Genomic DNA, 16,543 nt, shown 5'->3' with positions numbered 1-16,543 from the left:
ACTACATGAAAAAAACAATTTATGCTCTCTTTACCGGACTACTTTTATGCCTGGGAATGAGCCATATTGTAAAAGCAGACGAATATCTCCGGATCGGGATGGAAGCCGCCTACGCTCCTTTCAACTGGACCCAAGAGGATGATGCAAATGGAGCCGTGAAGATTGATGGCACCAACCAATATGCCAACGGATACGATGTCCAAATCGCAAAAAAGGTTGCTGAGGGACTAGGTAAAAAACCTCTGATCGTTAAAACATCTTGGAACGGACTAATCCCCGCCCTCACTTCTGGTAAAATTGATATGATCATCGCTGGAATGAGTCCGACTGCCGAGCGCAAGAAAGAGGTCGCTTTCTCTAATAGCTACTATACCAGTGAGCCGGTCATGCTGGTGCGTAAAGACGGAAACTATGCGAATGCCACTAGTCTAGATGACTTCAAGGATGCAAAGGTCACCTCTCAACAAGGGGTCTACCTCTATTCTCTCATCTCCCAACTCAAGGGCGCCAAACAAGAAACCGCTATGGGGGATTTCGCCCAGATGCGTCAAGCTTTAGAATCTGGCGTTATCGATGCCTATGTTTCTGAGCGGCCTGAAGCCTTGACAGCTGAATCTGCTAATTCAAAATTTAAGATGATCCAATTCAAAAAAGGTTTTGAAGTCGGGGAGGAAGATGCGACCATTGCTATCGGGATGAAAAAAGGCGACAGTCGAATCGACCAAGTCAATGCTACACTAGCTAAAATTTCGGCTGAAGACCAAGTCAAACTCATGGATGATATGATTGAGAAGCAACCCGCTTCCAACGATGCTAGTGATGATGAGCAGACTTTCTTCAGCCAAATGATGAAAATTTTGAAAGATAATGGACCACAGTTCTTACGAGGAACTGGAATGACCCTCTTAATCTCTATGACAGGGACCATTGCTGGTTTGATTATCGGTTTGTTAATCGGTGTTTTCCGAACTGCTCCTACGTCTAAAAACAAGGCTCTAGCTACCTTGCAAAAATTCTTCGGTTGGTTCCTCAATGTCTACATTGAAATCTTCCGTGGTACTCCGATGATCGTTCAATCCATGGTTATTTTCTACGGTTCAGCCCAAGCCTTTAACATTTCCTTGGATCGTACCTGGGCTGCTATCTTTATTGTTTCGATCAACACAGGAGCTTATATGAGTGAGATTGTTCGTGGAGGAATCTTAGCAGTGGATACTGGCCAGTTTGAAGCGGCTACCGCTCTGGGGATGACCCATGGACAAACCATGCGCAAGGTCGTTCTCCCACAGGTCGTTCGGAATATCTTGCCAGCGACAGGGAATGAATTTGTCATCAACATCAAGGATACATCTGTCTTGAATGTTATCTCTGTGGTTGAACTCTACTTTACAGGAAATACGGTCGCAACTCAAAACTACCAATACTTCCCAACCTTTACCATTATTGCGGTAATTTACTTTATCCTGACTTTCACCATCACCCGTATCCTTCGATACATCGAACGTCGCTTAGACTCTGATACCTACACAACTGGTGCCAATCAAATGCAAGTCAAAGAGGTGAAATAATGGCAGAAAAAATACTTGAAATCAAACACTTAAAAAAATCCTACGGTCAAAACGAAGTTTTGAAGGACATCTCTCTTTCTGTTGAGAAGGGCGAAGTTATCTCCATCATTGGGAGCTCTGGTAGCGGGAAATCTACCTTCCTTCGCTCCATTAATCTCTTAGAAACTCCGACTGATGGAGAAATCCTCTACCGGGGACAGAACGTTCTTGATCCTGATTACGATCTCACCCACTATCGGGAAAAATTGGGCATGGTTTTCCAAAGCTTCAATCTATTTGAAAACTTAAATGTCTTGGAAAATACCATTGTGGCACAAACAACCGTTCTCAAGCGTGATCGTGAAACAGCAGAGAAAATTGCTAAAGCGAACTTAGAGAAAGTTGGCATGGGAGAACCTTATTGGGCTGCTCGTCCAAAACAACTCTCAGGCGGCCAAAAGCAGCGGGTGGCTATCGCTCGAGCCCTTTCTATGGATCCTGATGCCATTTTGTTTGATGAACCAACCTCAGCTCTGGACCCTGAAATGGTCGGAGAAGTTCTTAAAATTATGCAAGACTTAGCCAAAGAAGGCCTAACCATGATCGTGGTCACCCACGAAATGGAATTTGCCCGAGACGTCTCAAGTCGTGTTATCTTTATGGACAAAGGGGTCATCGCTGAACAAGGTGATCCAAAAGAAATCTTTACCAATCCAAAAGAAGAACGGACCAAAGAATTCTTACAACGTTTCTTAAATTAAAACAAACTCCCTCACTGGAATGATTCCGATGAGGGAGTTTTCGAATACCATTAAATGAAAGTGAAATTACACACATAAACTTGTTAAAATCCTTTAATAGCCAGGGATCCAGCTAGTGATACTTTCCTACGATATCCTGATTTATACTATATAAAAAAGAAGGGAAGCTTGTTCCCTTCTTTTTTATATAGTATTTTAATTTTCAAATTTTTGATGATTCTTATCATAAAAATCGATTAAGCCAAGCGCAGTTTCAAACGAGATGTTTTTCACTTTTGCACGACCTTGCGCAAGTGCAATGATAGACATTTCACGGGCGTTCGTTTCTTTACTGATACGATACCCAGTGATCTTTTTATCACGTACCCAACCAACAACTGATTCCACTTTTTCGAAGTTCGATTTAGCCATGATCATTCTCCTATATTATTATTTCCAATACTAATATAAAATTTTTTGCATATTTTGTCAACCATAATAGCTGAAAGTACGAACAATTTTAAAAAAGTCAGATATTTTATTATTTTGCTTTTAAAGCTGAAAGTATTTGAGTACGAATATTCTCTACGCCATCCGGATTTGCTGGTAAGAAGAGGGTATTGGTTCCTTGCTTTTCTGCAAAGTTATTCAAAGTATCCAAATATTGGTTGGTCAAAAGAATGGACATAATCTGTTCTTCTGTCAAATTCACATTGGTATCTTTCAATTCCTTGATAGAATCAGCCAAACCATCTACGATAGCCTTCCGTTGTTCTGCAATTCCGACCCCGTGAAGACGATCCTTTTCAGCTTCTGCCTCGGCTGCTGTAACAATCTTGATCTTATCAGCTTCTGCCAGTTCTTGGGCTGCCACACGTTTCCGTTGAGCCGCATTAATCTCGTTCATGGATTGTTTCACTTCGGCATCTGGTTCAACTTTAGTAATCAAGGTTTTTACGATAATGTACCCATAGGTCGACATTTCTTCAGCTACTTGCTTTTGAACTTCAAGGGCGATTTCATCTTTTTTCTCGAACAATTCATCCAAGGTCAACTTGGGAACAGATGAGCGCAAGGCATCTTCAATGTAAGACTTGATCTGAGCTTCTGGGCGCATCAATTTGTAGTAAGCATCCGTTACATTGTTTTCATTTACGCGGTATTGTGTCGCTACATTCATGGTAACAAATACGTTATCTTGTGTCTTTGTTTCGACCACAATCTCGCTTTGCAAGAGACGCAATTGCACACGCGCCGCAATTTTATCGATTCCAAATGGTGCACGGACATGAATCCCACTGTTGCTGATCTTTTGATAGCGTCCAAAACGCTCAATAATCGCAACAGATTGTTGTTTCACCACATAGAGCGAGCTAATGAATACAGTAGCTCCAACTACTAGAATAGCCAATAGAAAAATCCAAATCATTTCCTGATTCTCCTTTATATTTTATTTACTTTTTAGAAGTGATTCTTTGTTAAAGAATCCATCATACCAACATGTTGTAGAGGGTTTCATTTCCATTTAAGTTAATGAAAGAAGGGTCGAATTGTTCAATCCGATTGATCAGTCCTGCATAGTCATGCTTATCTGCCAAAGCGACACCAATCAAGACTGGGCCCGTCCCCTTGCTTGCCCGTTTGATGTACTCAAACCGCGTGATATCGTCATTTGGACCTAAGATATCATTTACAAACTCTCTCAAGGCTCCTGGACGTTGCGGGAAATTAACAATGAAATAGTGTTTGATACCATCATAGATCAAAGCCCGCTCTTCCATCTCTGGCATCCGGTTAATGTCATTGTTCCCACCAGAAATCACACAACAAATGGTCTTCCCTTTGATATACTCTCTCAATACTTCTAAAGCCGCAACACTGGCAGCTCCAGCTGGTTCTGCAACCAAGCCTTGTTTAGAATAAAGATCAATCAAGGTTTCGGAAATCAAGCCCTCGTTTACTCCAATTAGGGTCTCAACATTTTTTTTCGTTGCTTCATAAGTCAGCTGACCAACCTTTTGAACAGCAATCCCATCCGCAAACTTATCAATCTGTTTGAGTTTTACTGGACCTCCGGCTTCAAAGGCTGCCTTCATCGACCGAGCGCCATCTGCTTCGATCCCAATCACCTCGATTTCCGGCGCTTGTTCCTTGATATAGGTGGATACTCCGGCGATGAGACCTCCCCCACCAACTGGTACTAACACAGCATCAAAGTCAATCGACTCTTTTTTAGCTTCCTCTAGGATTTCGTAGGCTACAGTCCCTTGACCCGCTTGGACGTTGGCATCATCAAATGGATCAATGAAGGTACAGTTCTTAACCTCGGTGTATTCCTGCGCTGCCTTAGAAGAAGCATCAAAGGTATCTCCTACTAATTTAATGGTCACATACTCTCCACCGAAGAAACGAACCTGGCTAATCTTCTGCTGAGGTGTCGTAATGGGCATAAAGATGGTTGCTGGGATTTTCATCTCCCGGCAGGTGTAAGCAACTCCTTGAGCGTGGTTGCCCGCGGAGGCACAGACAACTCCTCGCTCTCTTTCTTTAGCAGTCAGCTGAGAAATTGCATAGTAGGCACCACGAATTTTAAAGGAACGTACCCGCTGGGCATTTTCCTTTTTTAAATAGATTTTCGCTCCATACTTTTCAGATAAGTAATGATCATAATCTAAGGGAGTCTCAACAACCACACCTTTTAAAACCTTGTGGGCTTTAATAATATCTTTCGATGTTATCATGTCTTCCTCTTCTTCTCCTTATTTCATCTAATTATATCAAAAGACTGCAAAAATTTCATCGTGTTTTCCAAATTTTCAGAAAAATCACCCAAAATGCTCGCAATGGCACGTCTCTTCATACAGATTCTGCTAAGTGGTTGAAAATACCTTCCAAACCATATCTACCATTGATGAAAAAGAAGTTGGGATTTCTCCCAACTTCAATCTCGATGGCTTAGTTGTAAATCTTAAATGCATCGTCATCGTTTTTTCCGACGAATGGCATTGCTTTACGCAATTCTGCACCAACTTTTTCGATTTCAAGGTTAGCAGCTTGTTCACGGTAAGCTGTCATTTTCGGACGACCTGCTTTGTAGTCGTTTACAAAGTCATTGGCAAATTTACCGCTTTGGATATCAGCAAGGACAGCCTTCATATTTTCTTTTACTTGCTCAGTGATGACACGTGGGCCTGATACATAGTCACCGTATTCAGCAGTATTTGAAATTGATTGACGCATTTTCTTGAATCCACCTTCGTAGATCAAGTCAACGATCAATTTCATTTCGTGAAGAACTTCGAAGTAAGCCAATTCTGGAGCGTATCCAGCTTCCGTCAAGACTTCGAAACCTGCTTCGATAAGAGCAGTCAAACCACCACAAAGAACGGCTTGTTCACCAAACAAATCTTCTTCAGTTTCTTCTTTATAAGTTGTTTCCAAAAGACCAACGCGTGCTGAACCAACACCTTTACACCAGTCCATGGCGATATCTTTAGCATTTCCTGTAGCATCTTGGTAGACAGCGTAAAGCGCTGGCACACCAAATCCTTCTTCATAGGTACGACGTACCAAGTGTCCTGGCCCTTTAGGCGCACACATGAAGACGTCAACATCTGCAGGAACTTTGATGAATTCGAAGTGAATGTTGAAACCATGAGCAAAACCAACAGCGTTACCAGCTTCCAAGTTTGGCGCAATTTCTGTTTCGTACAATTCTTGTTGGATTTCGTCTGGTGCCAAGATCATGATGACATCCGCCAATTTAGTTGCTTCTGCTACTGTGTAAGTATCAAAACCATCTTCTTTTGCTTTCTCAAAAGATTTACCAGGACGAACCCCGATGATCACATCGTGACCTGAATCACGTAAGTTTTGAGCATGGGCATGCCCTTGTGATCCATAACCGATCACAGCAATTTTCTTACCGTCAAGTGCTGCTACTTTAACATCTTTTTCATATTCCATTTTTACTGCCATTGTTTTTTCTCTCTTTTCTATATTTATTGCCTGTTAGGCTATTTTAACAAATTTAGGTTATTTTTTACTCAATGAAAATCAAAAAGCAAATTAGAAAGCTAGCTGTAGGTTGCTCGAATCACTGCTTCGAGGTTGTAAATAAGACTGACGAAGTCAGTAACATATACCTACGGCAAGGCGAAGCTGACGTGATTTGAAGAGATTTTCGAAGAGTATTAGTCGCGGGTAAATCCAGTTGCACCAGTCCGTGCGACATTCTTAATCCCATAAGGACGAATGACACGCAGAAGAGCTTCGTTCTTCTCTGCATTCCCTGTCATCTGCACGGTGATGGAGCTCGGAGCTACGTCTACCACAGTCGCGCGGAAAGGCTGGATAATAGCCAGCAATTCTGCCCGTTTCTCTGCAGGCGCTGAGACCTTGATCAGAATCACTTCACGTTCTAGGTGAGGTTTATCTGTGATATCTCGAACGCGAATCACATCGACCTGGCGATTGAGTTGCTTGATGATTTGTTCCACTTCATCATGAGATGCGACATCAATGATAATAGTAATCCGTGATACATTAGGATTTTCTGTTGCCCCTACTGAGATACTCTCAATATTGACTTGGCGTCTCGACAAGACACCGGTAAAACGATTGAGGACCCCAGACCGGTTTTGAAGTTTGGCTGTTAACATTCTACGCATTAAACTTCACCCCCAACATCTCATGATTGCTCTTACCAGCTGGTACCATCGGTAATACATGCTCTTTACGAGAAATGTCAATCTCGATAAACATCGGTACATCTTCGGTAATGACTTCTAAATCTTTCTCAAGGGTTTCAGGATTATCAAATTTGTAGTTTTTAATCCCGTAGGCTTGGGCCATTAATTGGAAGTCAGGCAAGGTTTCAAAGACAGACTCTGATGTCCGTCCATCATAGAAGGCTTCTTGCCACTGACGAACCATCCCCAGTGAATGGTTGTTGAGCATGATGACCTTGATTGGAATCTTGTAAACATTCAAGATAGCCAATTCCTGGTTGGTCATCTGGAAACCACCATCTCCGACAAAGAGTACGACTTCTTTATCCGGATTGGCAATCTTAGCACCAATAGCGGCTGGCACACCGAATCCCATGGTTCCTAGTCCACCAGAAGTCACCAACTGCCGTTCATTTTGATATGGGTAGTACTGAGCTGCCCACATTTGGTGTTGTCCAACGTCTGTCACGACGATGGCATCCCCCTTAGTCAACTCACCAACACGTTCAATAACCGCTTGGGGTTGGACGACACGTTCTTTCTTATCATAAGAACGAACCCGATTTTTATCTTTGGTAACCTTCTCAACCCATTTCTCCGTATTGTTATGAACCACTGGCTCTGCTAATAACTGTTGGAGGGCTTTTTTGGCATCGCCAACGACTGGAATATCAACTGCAATGATTTTACCAATCTCTGCCGGGTCAATGTCAATGTGAGCGACTTTGGCATTCTTCGCAAAGGTTTTTGGATTTCCTGTCAGACGATCATCAAAACGACAACCGATGCTAATCATAAAATCCGCTTCGGTCATGGCAATGTTGGCCGCAAAGGAACCGTGCATACCTCCCATCCCAAGGAAGAGAGGATGACTGGTCGCAATCGTTCCCTGTCCTAGAAGACTAGTTACCACAGGAATCTGATAGCGCTCAGCCAAGGCTACCAATTCGTCCGCCGCTTCTGCATAGCTGACGCCACCCCCAACTAAAAGAACTGGCTGTTTAGCCTTGCCAAGTTGCTTCAAGATTTTCTTAATCTGTAATTCATTTGGTTCAATAGTCGGCTGGTAACTTGGAATATTGATGGCCGGATTGTAAATATAATCTATTTCTAAGGCAGAGACATCTTTTGGAAGGTCAATGACGACAGGTCCTGGACGCCCAGTTGTCGCAATATGAACGGCTTCCGTGATAACCCGTGGAATATCCGCTGTCTCACGTACTTGGTAATTGTACTTGGTAATCGGCATGGTAATCCCAACAATATCTGCCTCTTGAAAGGCATCTTTCCCGATCCCAGAACGATTGACCTGTCCAGTAAACACAAGAAGTGGAACACTATCACTCATGGCATCTGCAATCCCTGTAATGGCATTGGTTGCCCCAGGTCCACTTGTGACGACGGCCACACCTAGCTTCCCAGTTGATTTGGCATAGCCTTCAGCTTCGTGCAAGCATCCTTGTTCATGTCGACCAAGAATATGTTTGATCCCTTTAAAACTATAAATAGCATCATAGAGGGGCAAAACAGCTCCACCCGGGTAACCAAAAATGGTATCGATCCCAAGGTCTCGAAGCGTTTCTAGCACAAGCTCTGAACCTGTCTTTGCAGTTTCTAAGGTAATTTTCTCCATGTCTCTCCTTTCTGTTTCTTTGATTATCAAATGAGCATGCTACTATCATACCTTTTTTCAAATAACTTTTCAAGTAAAAATCACAAATTTTCTGAATTTTCTATCCAAATCCGAATAATGAGAGCTCTCCTAAAAAATTGACAAATCTAATCAAAAAAGAGGCTGGGACAAAAAGTTCTCAGTCACAAAAAAGCTAGAGATTCCCAATTGCGGAACCGTTGCTTTTTTTGGAGATAAGAGACTTTTGTCCCAGCCTCTTTTCCAGTATCGTTACTAGCATTTTCATCACATACTACCGATAGCTGAAACGATGATGGAAAAGCTGTTGCTTAACATGTGAACAAGTAGGGGATAGTAGATATTTTCTTTTTCTTTCACATAGATGATAGAAAAGGCTAAGCCTCCACCCAAGTAATAAATTGCATTGATCCACTCGGATAAATCCAAGCTGTGCATATGAGTTAAGGCAAAAGCAAATCCGACTATAAAGATACTCAGCCAAGTTGGCAGACTTTTTCTCAAATATTTCAATAGAGTGTGACGGAAAAACAATTCTTCTACCAAAGGTCCAATGACACAAGCAAAAACAGCTATCAGTAGCGGTTGCTCTTGAAAGGTGCTTTGAATATTCGACTGATTTAGACCTTGTCCGACTAGCCCAAAAAACTGCCTCAACATCTCTGATACAAATTCAAAGATAACAGTCATCAGAATGAAAAAGAGCCCGCCTTTTAAAACGCCAAAGAAGAATTTTCTTTTCGTCTTTCTAATCTCCTTCCATTGTTGAATCAATCCATCCTTGAACAAGAAAGAGCCATATAGAGCTAATACTACATAGAGTAGATATTGTAGATAATTCTCAATGGCAGATGGCATCAAAGAAGCCAGCAATTTATCGCCATCAAACTCAAATAAAACTGTATAGAGAATACCAAAACCAAGGATTCCCTTATTTTTATTAGACATCTTTTAATTTCCTTTCCATTCATAATCATTCTCATGGTCACCAACCAAACCTGCAGCCTGTAGAAAGGATAAAACTGCGACTGGTCCGGTGAACTTGAAACCCCGCTTTTTAAGATCCTTGGATAATTTCTCAGATAAAGGCGTCCTAGCTGGTGCTTGACAGTAATCTGGAACATCATTGACAATGGTTTTCCCATCTACAAAAGACCAGATATAGGCATCAAATGATACAAATTCTGCCTGGACTTGTAAAAAGGCCTGGGCGTTGCCCCGTTTCGCAAAGATCTTCGCTCGATTTCGAATGATGCCTGGATTGTCTAATAAAGCTTCCAGTTCCACATCCGTCATGTCTGCAACACCTTGAAGGTGGTAGCCATGAAAAGACTCTCGGAAATCCTGGCGTTTATTGAGCACCGTCTCCCAAGAAAGGCCAGCTTGATAGGTCTCTAAGCAAAGCAACTCAAAGAGCGCTTGGTCATCGTGGAGGGGTTGTACCCACTCCTCATCATGGTAGGATACATATAGCGGGTTGTTCATTTTGACCCAGCTACTCTCAATTGTCTTTGGATTGTCGAGCAAGACGCAGTGGTTGAGTGGGCTCTACTACGCTGATTTCATCAGCTTTTACAGCCCTACTCAACTGTACGGAGGTGGGACGACGAAATCGAATTCTAACGAAATTACCGATTACTGTCCCACTCTCTTTTCTTTCTTATAACCAACCCTTTTCTTGGGCGATCTTTGCTGCCTCAGTCCGATTCTCTGCATCCAACTTGGTCAGAATGGCTGACATATAATTGCGGATAGTCCCGTTAGAGAGAAATAAACGATCAGCAATTTCTTGGTTAGAAGCTCCTTTGGCAACTTCTTTTAGGACCGCTTGCTCCTGAGAGCTCAGAGGATTAGGATGGGTGAGGATTCCCTCCATTAATTCAGGAGAATATTCTTTTTGCCCTGCCAAGACTGTATGAAGGGTGGCCATCAAATCCGTTATGCGGCGTTCCTTTAGAACATAGGCATCAACTCCAGCCTTGAGGGCCCGCTCAAAGTAACCCGGTCGCTTAAAGGTGGTAACGATGACAACCTTGAGCTGGGGGTGTTGACTTTTAGCCCATTCCAAGACTTCTAACCCTGTTTTGATCGGCATCTCGATATCTAAGATAGCAATATCAACTGGATGGCTTTCGAGTAAGCGAATAGCTTCTTGTCCATCTCCAGCCTGCAAGACTTCTTCCACGTCCTCTTGCAAAAGCAAGAGCTGGCAGAGAGCATCGCGCAACATACTTTGGTCTTCAGCAACTAATAAGCGCATCTTATTTCCTTTCTTGATAGGGGATCCGTATTTCTATGCGGGTTGGCTTGTGACGATGACTGATCTCTAGCTCTCCTCCCAATAAGGCAATCCGTTCGCGAATCGAGTGCAGGTCCTTGGCGGAGACTTTTGCGAAGCCGATGCCATTATCTTCTGTGACCATTTCTACCCCTGTTTCGGTGGAGCGATAAGAGAGAAGGGCCTGCGTCGCTTTAGCATGTTTGATCATATTAGTGGCTAATTCCAAAGACACCATAGCCAGAGCTGACTCTAGGATCGGCGAGATACTAGCTGTATCGAGCTCGTTTTGGATCTCCACTTTTACTTGCGCCACTTCTAGCATTTGCTTGACAGTTTCTAACTCTCTTGCCAGCGTTCGTTGCTTCAAGTTCTCCACAATCTCCCGAACTTGGTGCATGGACTCTTGGCTAATGGCTTGAATCTCTTGTACCTGCTCCCGAGCCTTCTCAACCTGTCCGAATGCTAAGAATTGATCGGCTAGATCTGCCTTGACACTAAGCATGGCAAAGGTGTGTCCTAGACTGTCATGTAGATCGCGGCCAATCCGCTGACGTTCATTTTCCGCCAGCAAGAGATTTATCTGGGCGTTTTGCTTGGCATGATCAACTTTCAGCTCATCCATCATTCGAATCCGGACCATGCCGTAGGTCATCACCGCGATGAACAAACAAATAATCAGTATAAAAAGCCAATCGTCTTTTCTCAAATAGGGATTAAATAACAAGGCTCCAAAGAGGATTAATTGTGATAAAACAGCCGTCCAAAGAAAAGGGGAACGAAAATGATAGATTCGAAAATGATAGACTAAAATATTGCTAATATAGTAGTAAAACCATATATAGTTACTTCCAATATAAAAGGTACTCCCTGCAATATAAAACAAAAGATAGAGCCAAAAAAACCAGGTCAGTTTCTTATCTTCCGTAATGAGGATCCCTAGATAGCTCACCATAAAGAAGAGGGCAAAAAAGAAATGCCACCAGGGAATTTGCCCAAAGAAAATAGTAGCAAAAGGGAAGGTCATAAAGACCAAGCTTACGTAAAACATATAATGAATACGTTTCAGTTTTTCAATCATGAACGAACCTCAGAATGACGACGATAAACGATGACAAGAGCAAACAAGACCAGGGTAAACAAGCTTAAATAGAGACTAGCAACAACATTGACCTGCCCCTTGTTTAAAAAGGTTTTGATCAGCTCCATCAATTGATAGGTTGGCAGGCATTTACCAATAGCTTGCATCCATTCTGGAAAGACACTAATCGGCATCCATAGACCACCCATGACAGCCAGTCCCATATAGAGGAGATTGCCCGCAACCGACATCAATTGACTGGAAGGAAGCAAGGTCAAGACCAGACCGATAGCTACAAAAGCTAGACTTCCTAGGATGAGAAGGAAGGCTGCTAAGACCCAATCCTGTAAGGGCATGTTCACATGGCGCACCACATGACCCACTGTAAAGACGACCCCAATAGAGAGAAGAAAGTCTACAAAGAGACCCGCAACCTTTATTAGATAATATTCTACCATAGATACGGGGGTATGGCGCAAGACTTTTTGCCAATTATTAAGCCGATCGGTTTCAAGAACTGTTGGAAAAGAAAATAGGGCCGTAGACATCATGGAAAAAGCCGTCATGGAGAGGAGATAATCCCTCATAAAATGAGCAGGTGCCCCTGGTGTGTCCTGGTACATCCCTGAAAAAAAGATATAAAAGGCCGTGGGCATCCCAATTGATAACAAGTAATAAATGGCTTGGCGTCTGGTCAAATGCCACTCAACCACGCCGAGAGCTTTCATGCGTTTCATCTTCTCAACCTACTTCCTTTGTATTTTCAAAAATAGAATCTAATAAACTTCGATTGGTGACTTCGATCTCTTGGATCGAACATCCTTCTTCTTGCAATCGCGTCCACAAGCGATTGGCATCGCCTGTCACAACTTGGAGGGCATCGGATTTGACCGTCACTTGACCAATTCCGTCCATTCCTGCCACTAGAGCTTGGTAGCGCAAAGGCAGGGTGAAATGTTTTTCTACTTCTTCGCTTCTCATAGCAAGAGGAGTCGTATCCCGAAGCAAACGCCCCTGATGCAAGACCAGAATCCGGTCGGCCGTATGCTCAACTTCCTCGATGTAATGGGAAGAATAGACAATGGTCACACCTTGATCTTTTAAATGCTCAACAATCTCCCAAAAGCGTTGACGAGTGGACGTATCCATAGCGGCCGTTGGCTCATCCAAAAACAGAAGACTGGGACGACCAATCAAGGTCAGTACAAAGGATAGGAGACGTTTTTGCCCACCAGACAGCTTACTGGCCAATTGCTTCTTTTGTTCTGGAGTAAAACACAATAGATCATCGATTTCATTGACCGTTAAGGGTTGAGGATAAATAGAGCGAAAGAAGCTGATCAGTTCCTGTACGGTTAGCTTTTGCACGATGGCATTCTCTTGAGGGAGGTAAGAGACACTAGCCTTTAATTGAGGATGACCAGGAGCTTTTCCCTCCACTTCAATGATTCCAGCTGTTGCCTTTATATCTCCTAGGAGGCAATTCATCAAGGTTGTTTTCCCAGCTCCGTTTGGCCCAATCAAGGCCAAACAGTCTCCTCGTTCAACCTTGAAAGAAAGATCTTCTAGAATCATTTTCCCTTTAATACTTTTCTTCAAGCTCTCAACTCTAATGACACTCATGATGCTCTCCTTTCAACCAGATTTGGCCAGCTGGAATGATGACAGAGACGACCAAGGTCACTCCCCAAACCGTTTGGAAAAACCAGCTAGGGAAATGGGCAGAGAACCAACCCGTCATCTGCTCAGTTACCCAGAGGACCATACACAAAGCAAACATCCAGCCAATTTCTAGTTTCTTGTTCATTACTCCATCTCCTTTTCAACAACCTTGACCATTTTCAACACTTCTTGAACAGCCCAGCTCATGATACCAATTCCCGCAAACAATTCCCATGGGAAATGGTAATAAAGACTATCATCTCCTGAAAATATTAAATAAACAACCATTCCAATAATTGTCATCGTAAAAACTTTCATTAACCACTGTTTCATTTTTATACCTCTCACTTTCTGACTTTATTATAGCCAAAGAAAAGAAAGGCTACTAGATGATTTTGTCACTGGCTCACATGACAAATGTCATAGAAAATAAAAAAGGCCGGACATGAGTCCGAACCTATGGTGCTGGCGTTTCTTCTTTGAAACCGTGGAGTTTTAATCCTGTGAAAACAGTAGAGGCCTTGATGTCTTTTAGGTCACCAATACCGAGATCTTTAAAGTAAGATAAGTCTTTGACCTTGTCCCAATCAATGGTTTCCATATCAACAGAAACTGTTGAGGCTAATTTTTTCTCTGGAGTGACCTTATATTCGATATTGAAACCAGCCATGTCTTTCAGTGCTGTGTATTCTGAATCTGACTGCAAGCCTTCATTAATAATTTTTGTCATCTCTTCAGGACTTAGATTAGCTGAATTACTAGCAATTTTTTCAGGTAGGGCAGATAAAACATCTAACTTCAATTTCTGAACCTTATCACCTTTTGTCGTGATGGTGTAGCGATGATGATTGCCATTGATTTCTGCAGTGAGAACCTTGGTTTCTTCCTTTGCCTCACTTGTAACAGTTTCACTTTTTTCTATCGAAGTAGTGGTTGAGCTTTTTGATGTTTCTGTGGACTGAGACTTAGTGGCACAACCTGTCATCACAAAAAGCAAAGCTCCTAAAAAGCAGATTACCTTTTTCATTTGCTTTTTCTCCTATTTCTATTTTTCTAAAGTATAACATATCAAATAAAAATTGTCTAAAAACAGCTATCTAATCGCTTTCATAAAGCTTTTTTCATCAAAAAAAGGGCCAAAAAATCATTTTTTTGGCTCTTTTTCCTTCTATTTTTGAAATTTTTTGATTATTCGACGCTAAACAAATATGGGTAAACCGGTTGATCTCCTTGATGAATTTCGACTTCAACATCTTCATATTTAGCCATCAAGTTTTGAGCCAACTCATTGGCTAGATCTTCTTGACCATCTTCACCGATATAGATCGTAACAATTTCACTATCTTCGTCCAACATCTTATCAAAGGTAGCAGTCAAGGTTTCCATCATATCTGGATTGGAAACAACGATTTTACCATCGACCATTCCAAGATTGTCGTTTTCATGGATTTCAAGACCATCAATAGTGGTATCACGAACAGCTGTCGTCACACTACCTGAAACAACATCTTCCAATGAAGCGCTCATGCGCTCGTAGTTTTCTTCGATAGACTTGCTTTCATCGAAGGCAAGAAGACTGGTCAATCCTTGAGGGATGGTCTTGGTCTCTACAACGGCTGCAGATTGTTCAATGACTTCTGCTGCTGATTGAGCAGCCATCAAGATGTTCTTATTGTTTGGCAAGATAATGATGTTGCGCGCATTCAACTCTTCAACAGCTTTGACAAAATCTTCTGTTGAAGGGTTCATTGTTTGGCCACCAGAGATGATGTAATCCACTCCTTGCGCTTTGAAGATATCCGCTAATCCATCACCCGCAACGACTGCGATGATGGCATATTCTTTTGCTTCAGCTGGTTTAGCTTGACGCTCTTCTTTTTCAACTTGTGCTTCATGCTGGTTGCGCATGTTGTCCACTTTTACTTTGACCAAGCTACCATATTTCAATCCTTCTTGCATGACAAGACCTGGATCTTCAGTATGGACATGGACTTTGACAATTTCATCATCGTTGACGACTAATAGAGAATCCCCAAGGTTGTTCAAATAGTTACGGAATTCGTCGTAGTCAAAGTCTTTCACATAGGTTGGACCTTGTTTCAACGCTACCATGATCTCTGTACAGTAACCAAATTGGATATCTTCGGTTGCCACATGACCTGCTACTGATTTGTGGTGCTCTGCGTTGATCATTTCTGACATGGTTGCTGGAGTCGCCACAAATTCTTCAGAAGCGATGAATTCTCCTGTCAAAGCTGATAGGAACCCTTCATAGATGAAGACTAAACCTTGACCACCAGAGTCCACCACACCGACTTCCTTCAAGACAGGAAGCATATCTGGTGTTTTGGCAAGAGCTGTCTTAGCTCCTTCAAGAGCCGCACGCATGACTTCAACCGCATCATTAGTAGATTCTGCTTTTTTCTTAGCACCGATGGCAGCACCACGAGAAACGGTCAAGATAGTTCCTTCTACAGGCTTCATAACTGCTTTATAAGCAACTTCAACCCCTGCTTGGAAGGCTGCTGCAAGAGCTGCTCCATCCAATTCATCCTTGTCTTTGACACTTTGAGAAAATCCGCGGAACAACTGAGAAGTGATGACTCCGGAGTTTCCACGCGCTCCCATCAAAAGCCCCTTAGCAAAGATATTTGCTGCTTCTCCAACAGTTGAAGCAGAGCGATCAGCTACTTCTTTTGCACCATTTTCAATGGTCATTCCCATATTGGTTCCAGTATCACCGTCCGGTACAGGAAAAACGTTCAATGAATTGACATACTCGGCTTGTTTATTTAAGCGAGTAGCCCCTGCTTGGACCATTTCTTGAAATAAACTAGTTGTAATTTTAGACACG

General features: G+C 42.5%; 18 protein-coding genes. 2 read left to right on the top strand and 16 right to left on the bottom strand.

Translation table 11 applies throughout. The features are described 5' to 3' along the window. Positions 1-5: 5 nt before the first annotated feature. Both DW738_RS09005 and DW738_RS09000 read left to right on the top strand, forming a co-directional pair. Entirely contained in the window at positions 6-1,568 is a 1,563-nt protein-coding gene (locus DW738_RS09005) for an ABC transporter substrate-binding protein/permease (RefSeq protein WP_123160851.1), read from the top strand. Then, entirely contained in the window at positions 1,568-2,308 is a 741-nt protein-coding gene (locus DW738_RS09000; RefSeq protein WP_009732258.1) for an amino acid ABC transporter ATP-binding protein, read from the top strand. Before DW738_RS09005 ends, DW738_RS09000 begins: the two co-directional genes overlap by 1 nt. A 195-nt stretch (positions 2,309-2,503) precedes the next feature. On the opposite strand, the gene DW738_RS08995 is transcribed toward DW738_RS09000, so the two are convergent. From DW738_RS08995 to DW738_RS08920, 16 genes are all read right to left on the bottom strand, one after another. Then, the gene (locus DW738_RS08995; RefSeq protein WP_006594972.1) at positions 2,504-2,719 is read right to left on the bottom strand and encodes a hypothetical protein; all 216 of its coding nucleotides are present in this window, start codon (positions 2,717-2,719) and stop codon (positions 2,504-2,506) included. A 109-nt stretch (positions 2,720-2,828) separates the two neighbouring features. Then, positions 2,829-3,716 (bottom strand): SPFH domain-containing protein, encoded by an 888-nt coding sequence (locus DW738_RS08990; protein WP_023022202.1) that lies wholly within the window; start codon positions 3,714-3,716, stop codon positions 2,829-2,831. A gap of 61 nt (positions 3,717-3,777) precedes the next feature. Continuing rightward, a complete protein-coding gene (ilvA, locus tag DW738_RS08985; protein WP_023022201.1) occupies positions 3,778-5,028 on the bottom strand; it encodes a threonine ammonia-lyase IlvA in 1,251 nt (416 codons plus the stop codon). Between the two features lie 214 nt (positions 5,029-5,242). Beyond that, complete coding sequence (gene ilvC / locus DW738_RS08980; protein WP_023022200.1) at positions 5,243-6,265, bottom strand: ketol-acid reductoisomerase; 1,023 nt, start codon at positions 6,263-6,265, stop codon at positions 5,243-5,245. Positions 6,266-6,480: 215 nt separating this feature from the next. Further along, entirely contained in the window at positions 6,481-6,957 is a 477-nt protein-coding gene (ilvN, locus tag DW738_RS08975) for an acetolactate synthase small subunit (protein ID WP_006594976.1), read from the bottom strand. Further along, positions 6,950-8,650 (bottom strand): acetolactate synthase large subunit, encoded by a 1,701-nt coding sequence (locus DW738_RS08970; RefSeq protein ID WP_023022199.1) that lies wholly within the window; start codon positions 8,648-8,650, stop codon positions 6,950-6,952. Before DW738_RS08970 ends, ilvN begins: the two co-directional genes overlap by 8 nt. A 285-nt stretch (positions 8,651-8,935) precedes the next feature. Further along, a complete protein-coding gene (locus DW738_RS08965) occupies positions 8,936-9,616 on the bottom strand; it encodes a type II CAAX endopeptidase family protein (RefSeq protein ID WP_023022198.1) in 681 nt (226 codons plus the stop codon). Between the two features lie 3 nt (positions 9,617-9,619). Next, positions 9,620-10,153 carry a DNA-3-methyladenine glycosylase I gene (locus tag DW738_RS08960; RefSeq protein ID WP_123160850.1) on the bottom strand — a complete coding sequence of 178 codons (534 nt, stop codon included), beginning with the start codon at positions 10,151-10,153 and terminating at the stop codon, positions 9,620-9,622. Between the two features lie 175 nt (positions 10,154-10,328). After that, complete coding sequence (locus DW738_RS08955) at positions 10,329-10,928, bottom strand: response regulator transcription factor (RefSeq protein WP_023022196.1); 600 nt, start codon at positions 10,926-10,928, stop codon at positions 10,329-10,331. Between the two features lies 1 nt (position 10,929). Continuing rightward, on the bottom strand, positions 10,930-12,027 hold the full coding sequence (locus DW738_RS08950; RefSeq protein ID WP_023022195.1) for a sensor histidine kinase: 1,098 nt from the start codon (positions 12,025-12,027) through the stop codon (positions 10,930-10,932). After that, positions 12,024-12,764: an ABC transporter permease gene (locus tag DW738_RS08945; protein ID WP_023022194.1), complete on the bottom strand. Its 741-nt coding sequence runs from the start codon at positions 12,762-12,764 to the stop codon at positions 12,024-12,026. Before DW738_RS08945 ends, DW738_RS08950 begins: the two co-directional genes overlap by 4 nt. Positions 12,765-12,768: 4 nt before the next feature. Further along, positions 12,769-13,650, bottom strand: coding sequence for an ABC transporter ATP-binding protein (locus tag DW738_RS08940; RefSeq protein WP_123160849.1), 882 nt, complete (start codon positions 13,648-13,650; stop codon positions 12,769-12,771). Next, the gene (locus tag DW738_RS08935; protein WP_023022192.1) at positions 13,637-13,834 is read right to left on the bottom strand and encodes a hypothetical protein; all 198 of its coding nucleotides are present in this window, start codon (positions 13,832-13,834) and stop codon (positions 13,637-13,639) included. The genes DW738_RS08940 and DW738_RS08935 overlap by 14 nt, the downstream gene beginning before the upstream one ends. Next, positions 13,834-14,022 carry a hypothetical protein gene (locus tag DW738_RS08930; RefSeq protein ID WP_023022191.1) on the bottom strand — a complete coding sequence of 63 codons (189 nt, stop codon included), beginning with the start codon at positions 14,020-14,022 and terminating at the stop codon, positions 13,834-13,836. The genes DW738_RS08935 and DW738_RS08930 overlap by 1 nt, the downstream gene beginning before the upstream one ends. A gap of 124 nt (positions 14,023-14,146) precedes the next feature. Then, positions 14,147-14,716 carry an SP0191 family lipoprotein gene (locus DW738_RS08925; protein WP_023022190.1) on the bottom strand — a complete coding sequence of 190 codons (570 nt, stop codon included), beginning with the start codon at positions 14,714-14,716 and terminating at the stop codon, positions 14,147-14,149. Positions 14,717-14,877: 161 nt separating this feature from the next. Continuing rightward, positions 14,878-16,542, bottom strand: coding sequence for a DAK2 domain-containing protein (locus tag DW738_RS08920; RefSeq protein ID WP_023022189.1), 1,665 nt, complete (start codon positions 16,540-16,542; stop codon positions 14,878-14,880). Position 16,543: the final 1 nt, after the last annotated feature.

Origin of the sequence: Streptococcus sp. AM28-20 (assembly GCF_003603595.1) — a bacterium.
Lineage (GTDB): Bacteria > Bacillota > Bacilli > Lactobacillales > Streptococcaceae > Streptococcus > Streptococcus ilei.
Note: the sequence above shows the minus strand (reverse complement) of the source record. Positions and strands in the feature narration are given on the sequence as shown.

What these genes read in the sequence shown, in the direction of transcription:
- DW738_RS08945 (WP_023022194.1), bottom strand. Translation starts at nt 12,764, where the DNA reads ATGAAACGCATGAAAGCTCTCGGCGTGGTTGAGTGGCATTTGACCAGA.
- DW738_RS08925 (WP_023022190.1), bottom strand. Translation starts at nt 14,716, where the DNA reads ATGAAAAAGGTAATCTGCTTTTTAGGAGCTTTGCTTTTTGTGATGACA.
- DW738_RS08960 (WP_123160850.1), bottom strand. Translation starts at nt 10,153, where the DNA reads ATGAACAACCCGCTATATGTATCCTACCATGATGAGGAGTGGGTACAA.
- DW738_RS09000 (WP_009732258.1), top strand. Translation starts at nt 1,568, where the DNA reads ATGGCAGAAAAAATACTTGAAATCAAACACTTAAAAAAATCCTACGGT.
- DW738_RS08935 (WP_023022192.1), bottom strand. Translation starts at nt 13,834, where the DNA reads ATGAACAAGAAACTAGAAATTGGCTGGATGTTTGCTTTGTGTATGGTC.
- DW738_RS08965 (WP_023022198.1), bottom strand. Translation starts at nt 9,616, where the DNA reads ATGTCTAATAAAAATAAGGGAATCCTTGGTTTTGGTATTCTCTATACA.
- DW738_RS09005 (WP_123160851.1), top strand. Translation starts at nt 6, where the DNA reads ATGAAAAAAACAATTTATGCTCTCTTTACCGGACTACTTTTATGCCTG.
- DW738_RS08940 (WP_123160849.1), bottom strand. Translation starts at nt 13,650, where the DNA reads ATGAGTGTCATTAGAGTTGAGAGCTTGAAGAAAAGTATTAAAGGGAAA.
- ilvN (WP_006594976.1), bottom strand. Translation starts at nt 6,957, where the DNA reads ATGCGTAGAATGTTAACAGCCAAACTTCAAAACCGGTCTGGGGTCCTC.
- DW738_RS08995 (WP_006594972.1), bottom strand. Translation starts at nt 2,719, where the DNA reads ATGGCTAAATCGAACTTCGAAAAAGTGGAATCAGTTGTTGGTTGGGTA.
- DW738_RS08930 (WP_023022191.1), bottom strand. Translation starts at nt 14,022, where the DNA reads ATGAAACAGTGGTTAATGAAAGTTTTTACGATGACAATTATTGGAATG.
- ilvA (WP_023022201.1), bottom strand. Translation starts at nt 5,028, where the DNA reads ATGATAACATCGAAAGATATTATTAAAGCCCACAAGGTTTTAAAAGGT.
- DW738_RS08970 (WP_023022199.1), bottom strand. Translation starts at nt 8,650, where the DNA reads ATGGAGAAAATTACCTTAGAAACTGCAAAGACAGGTTCAGAGCTTGTG.
- ilvC (WP_023022200.1), bottom strand. Translation starts at nt 6,265, where the DNA reads ATGGCAGTAAAAATGGAATATGAAAAAGATGTTAAAGTAGCAGCACTT.
- DW738_RS08990 (WP_023022202.1), bottom strand. Translation starts at nt 3,716, where the DNA reads ATGATTTGGATTTTTCTATTGGCTATTCTAGTAGTTGGAGCTACTGTA.
- DW738_RS08955 (WP_023022196.1), bottom strand. Translation starts at nt 10,928, where the DNA reads ATGCGCTTATTAGTTGCTGAAGACCAAAGTATGTTGCGCGATGCTCTC.
- DW738_RS08950 (WP_023022195.1), bottom strand. Translation starts at nt 12,027, where the DNA reads ATGATTGAAAAACTGAAACGTATTCATTATATGTTTTACGTAAGCTTG.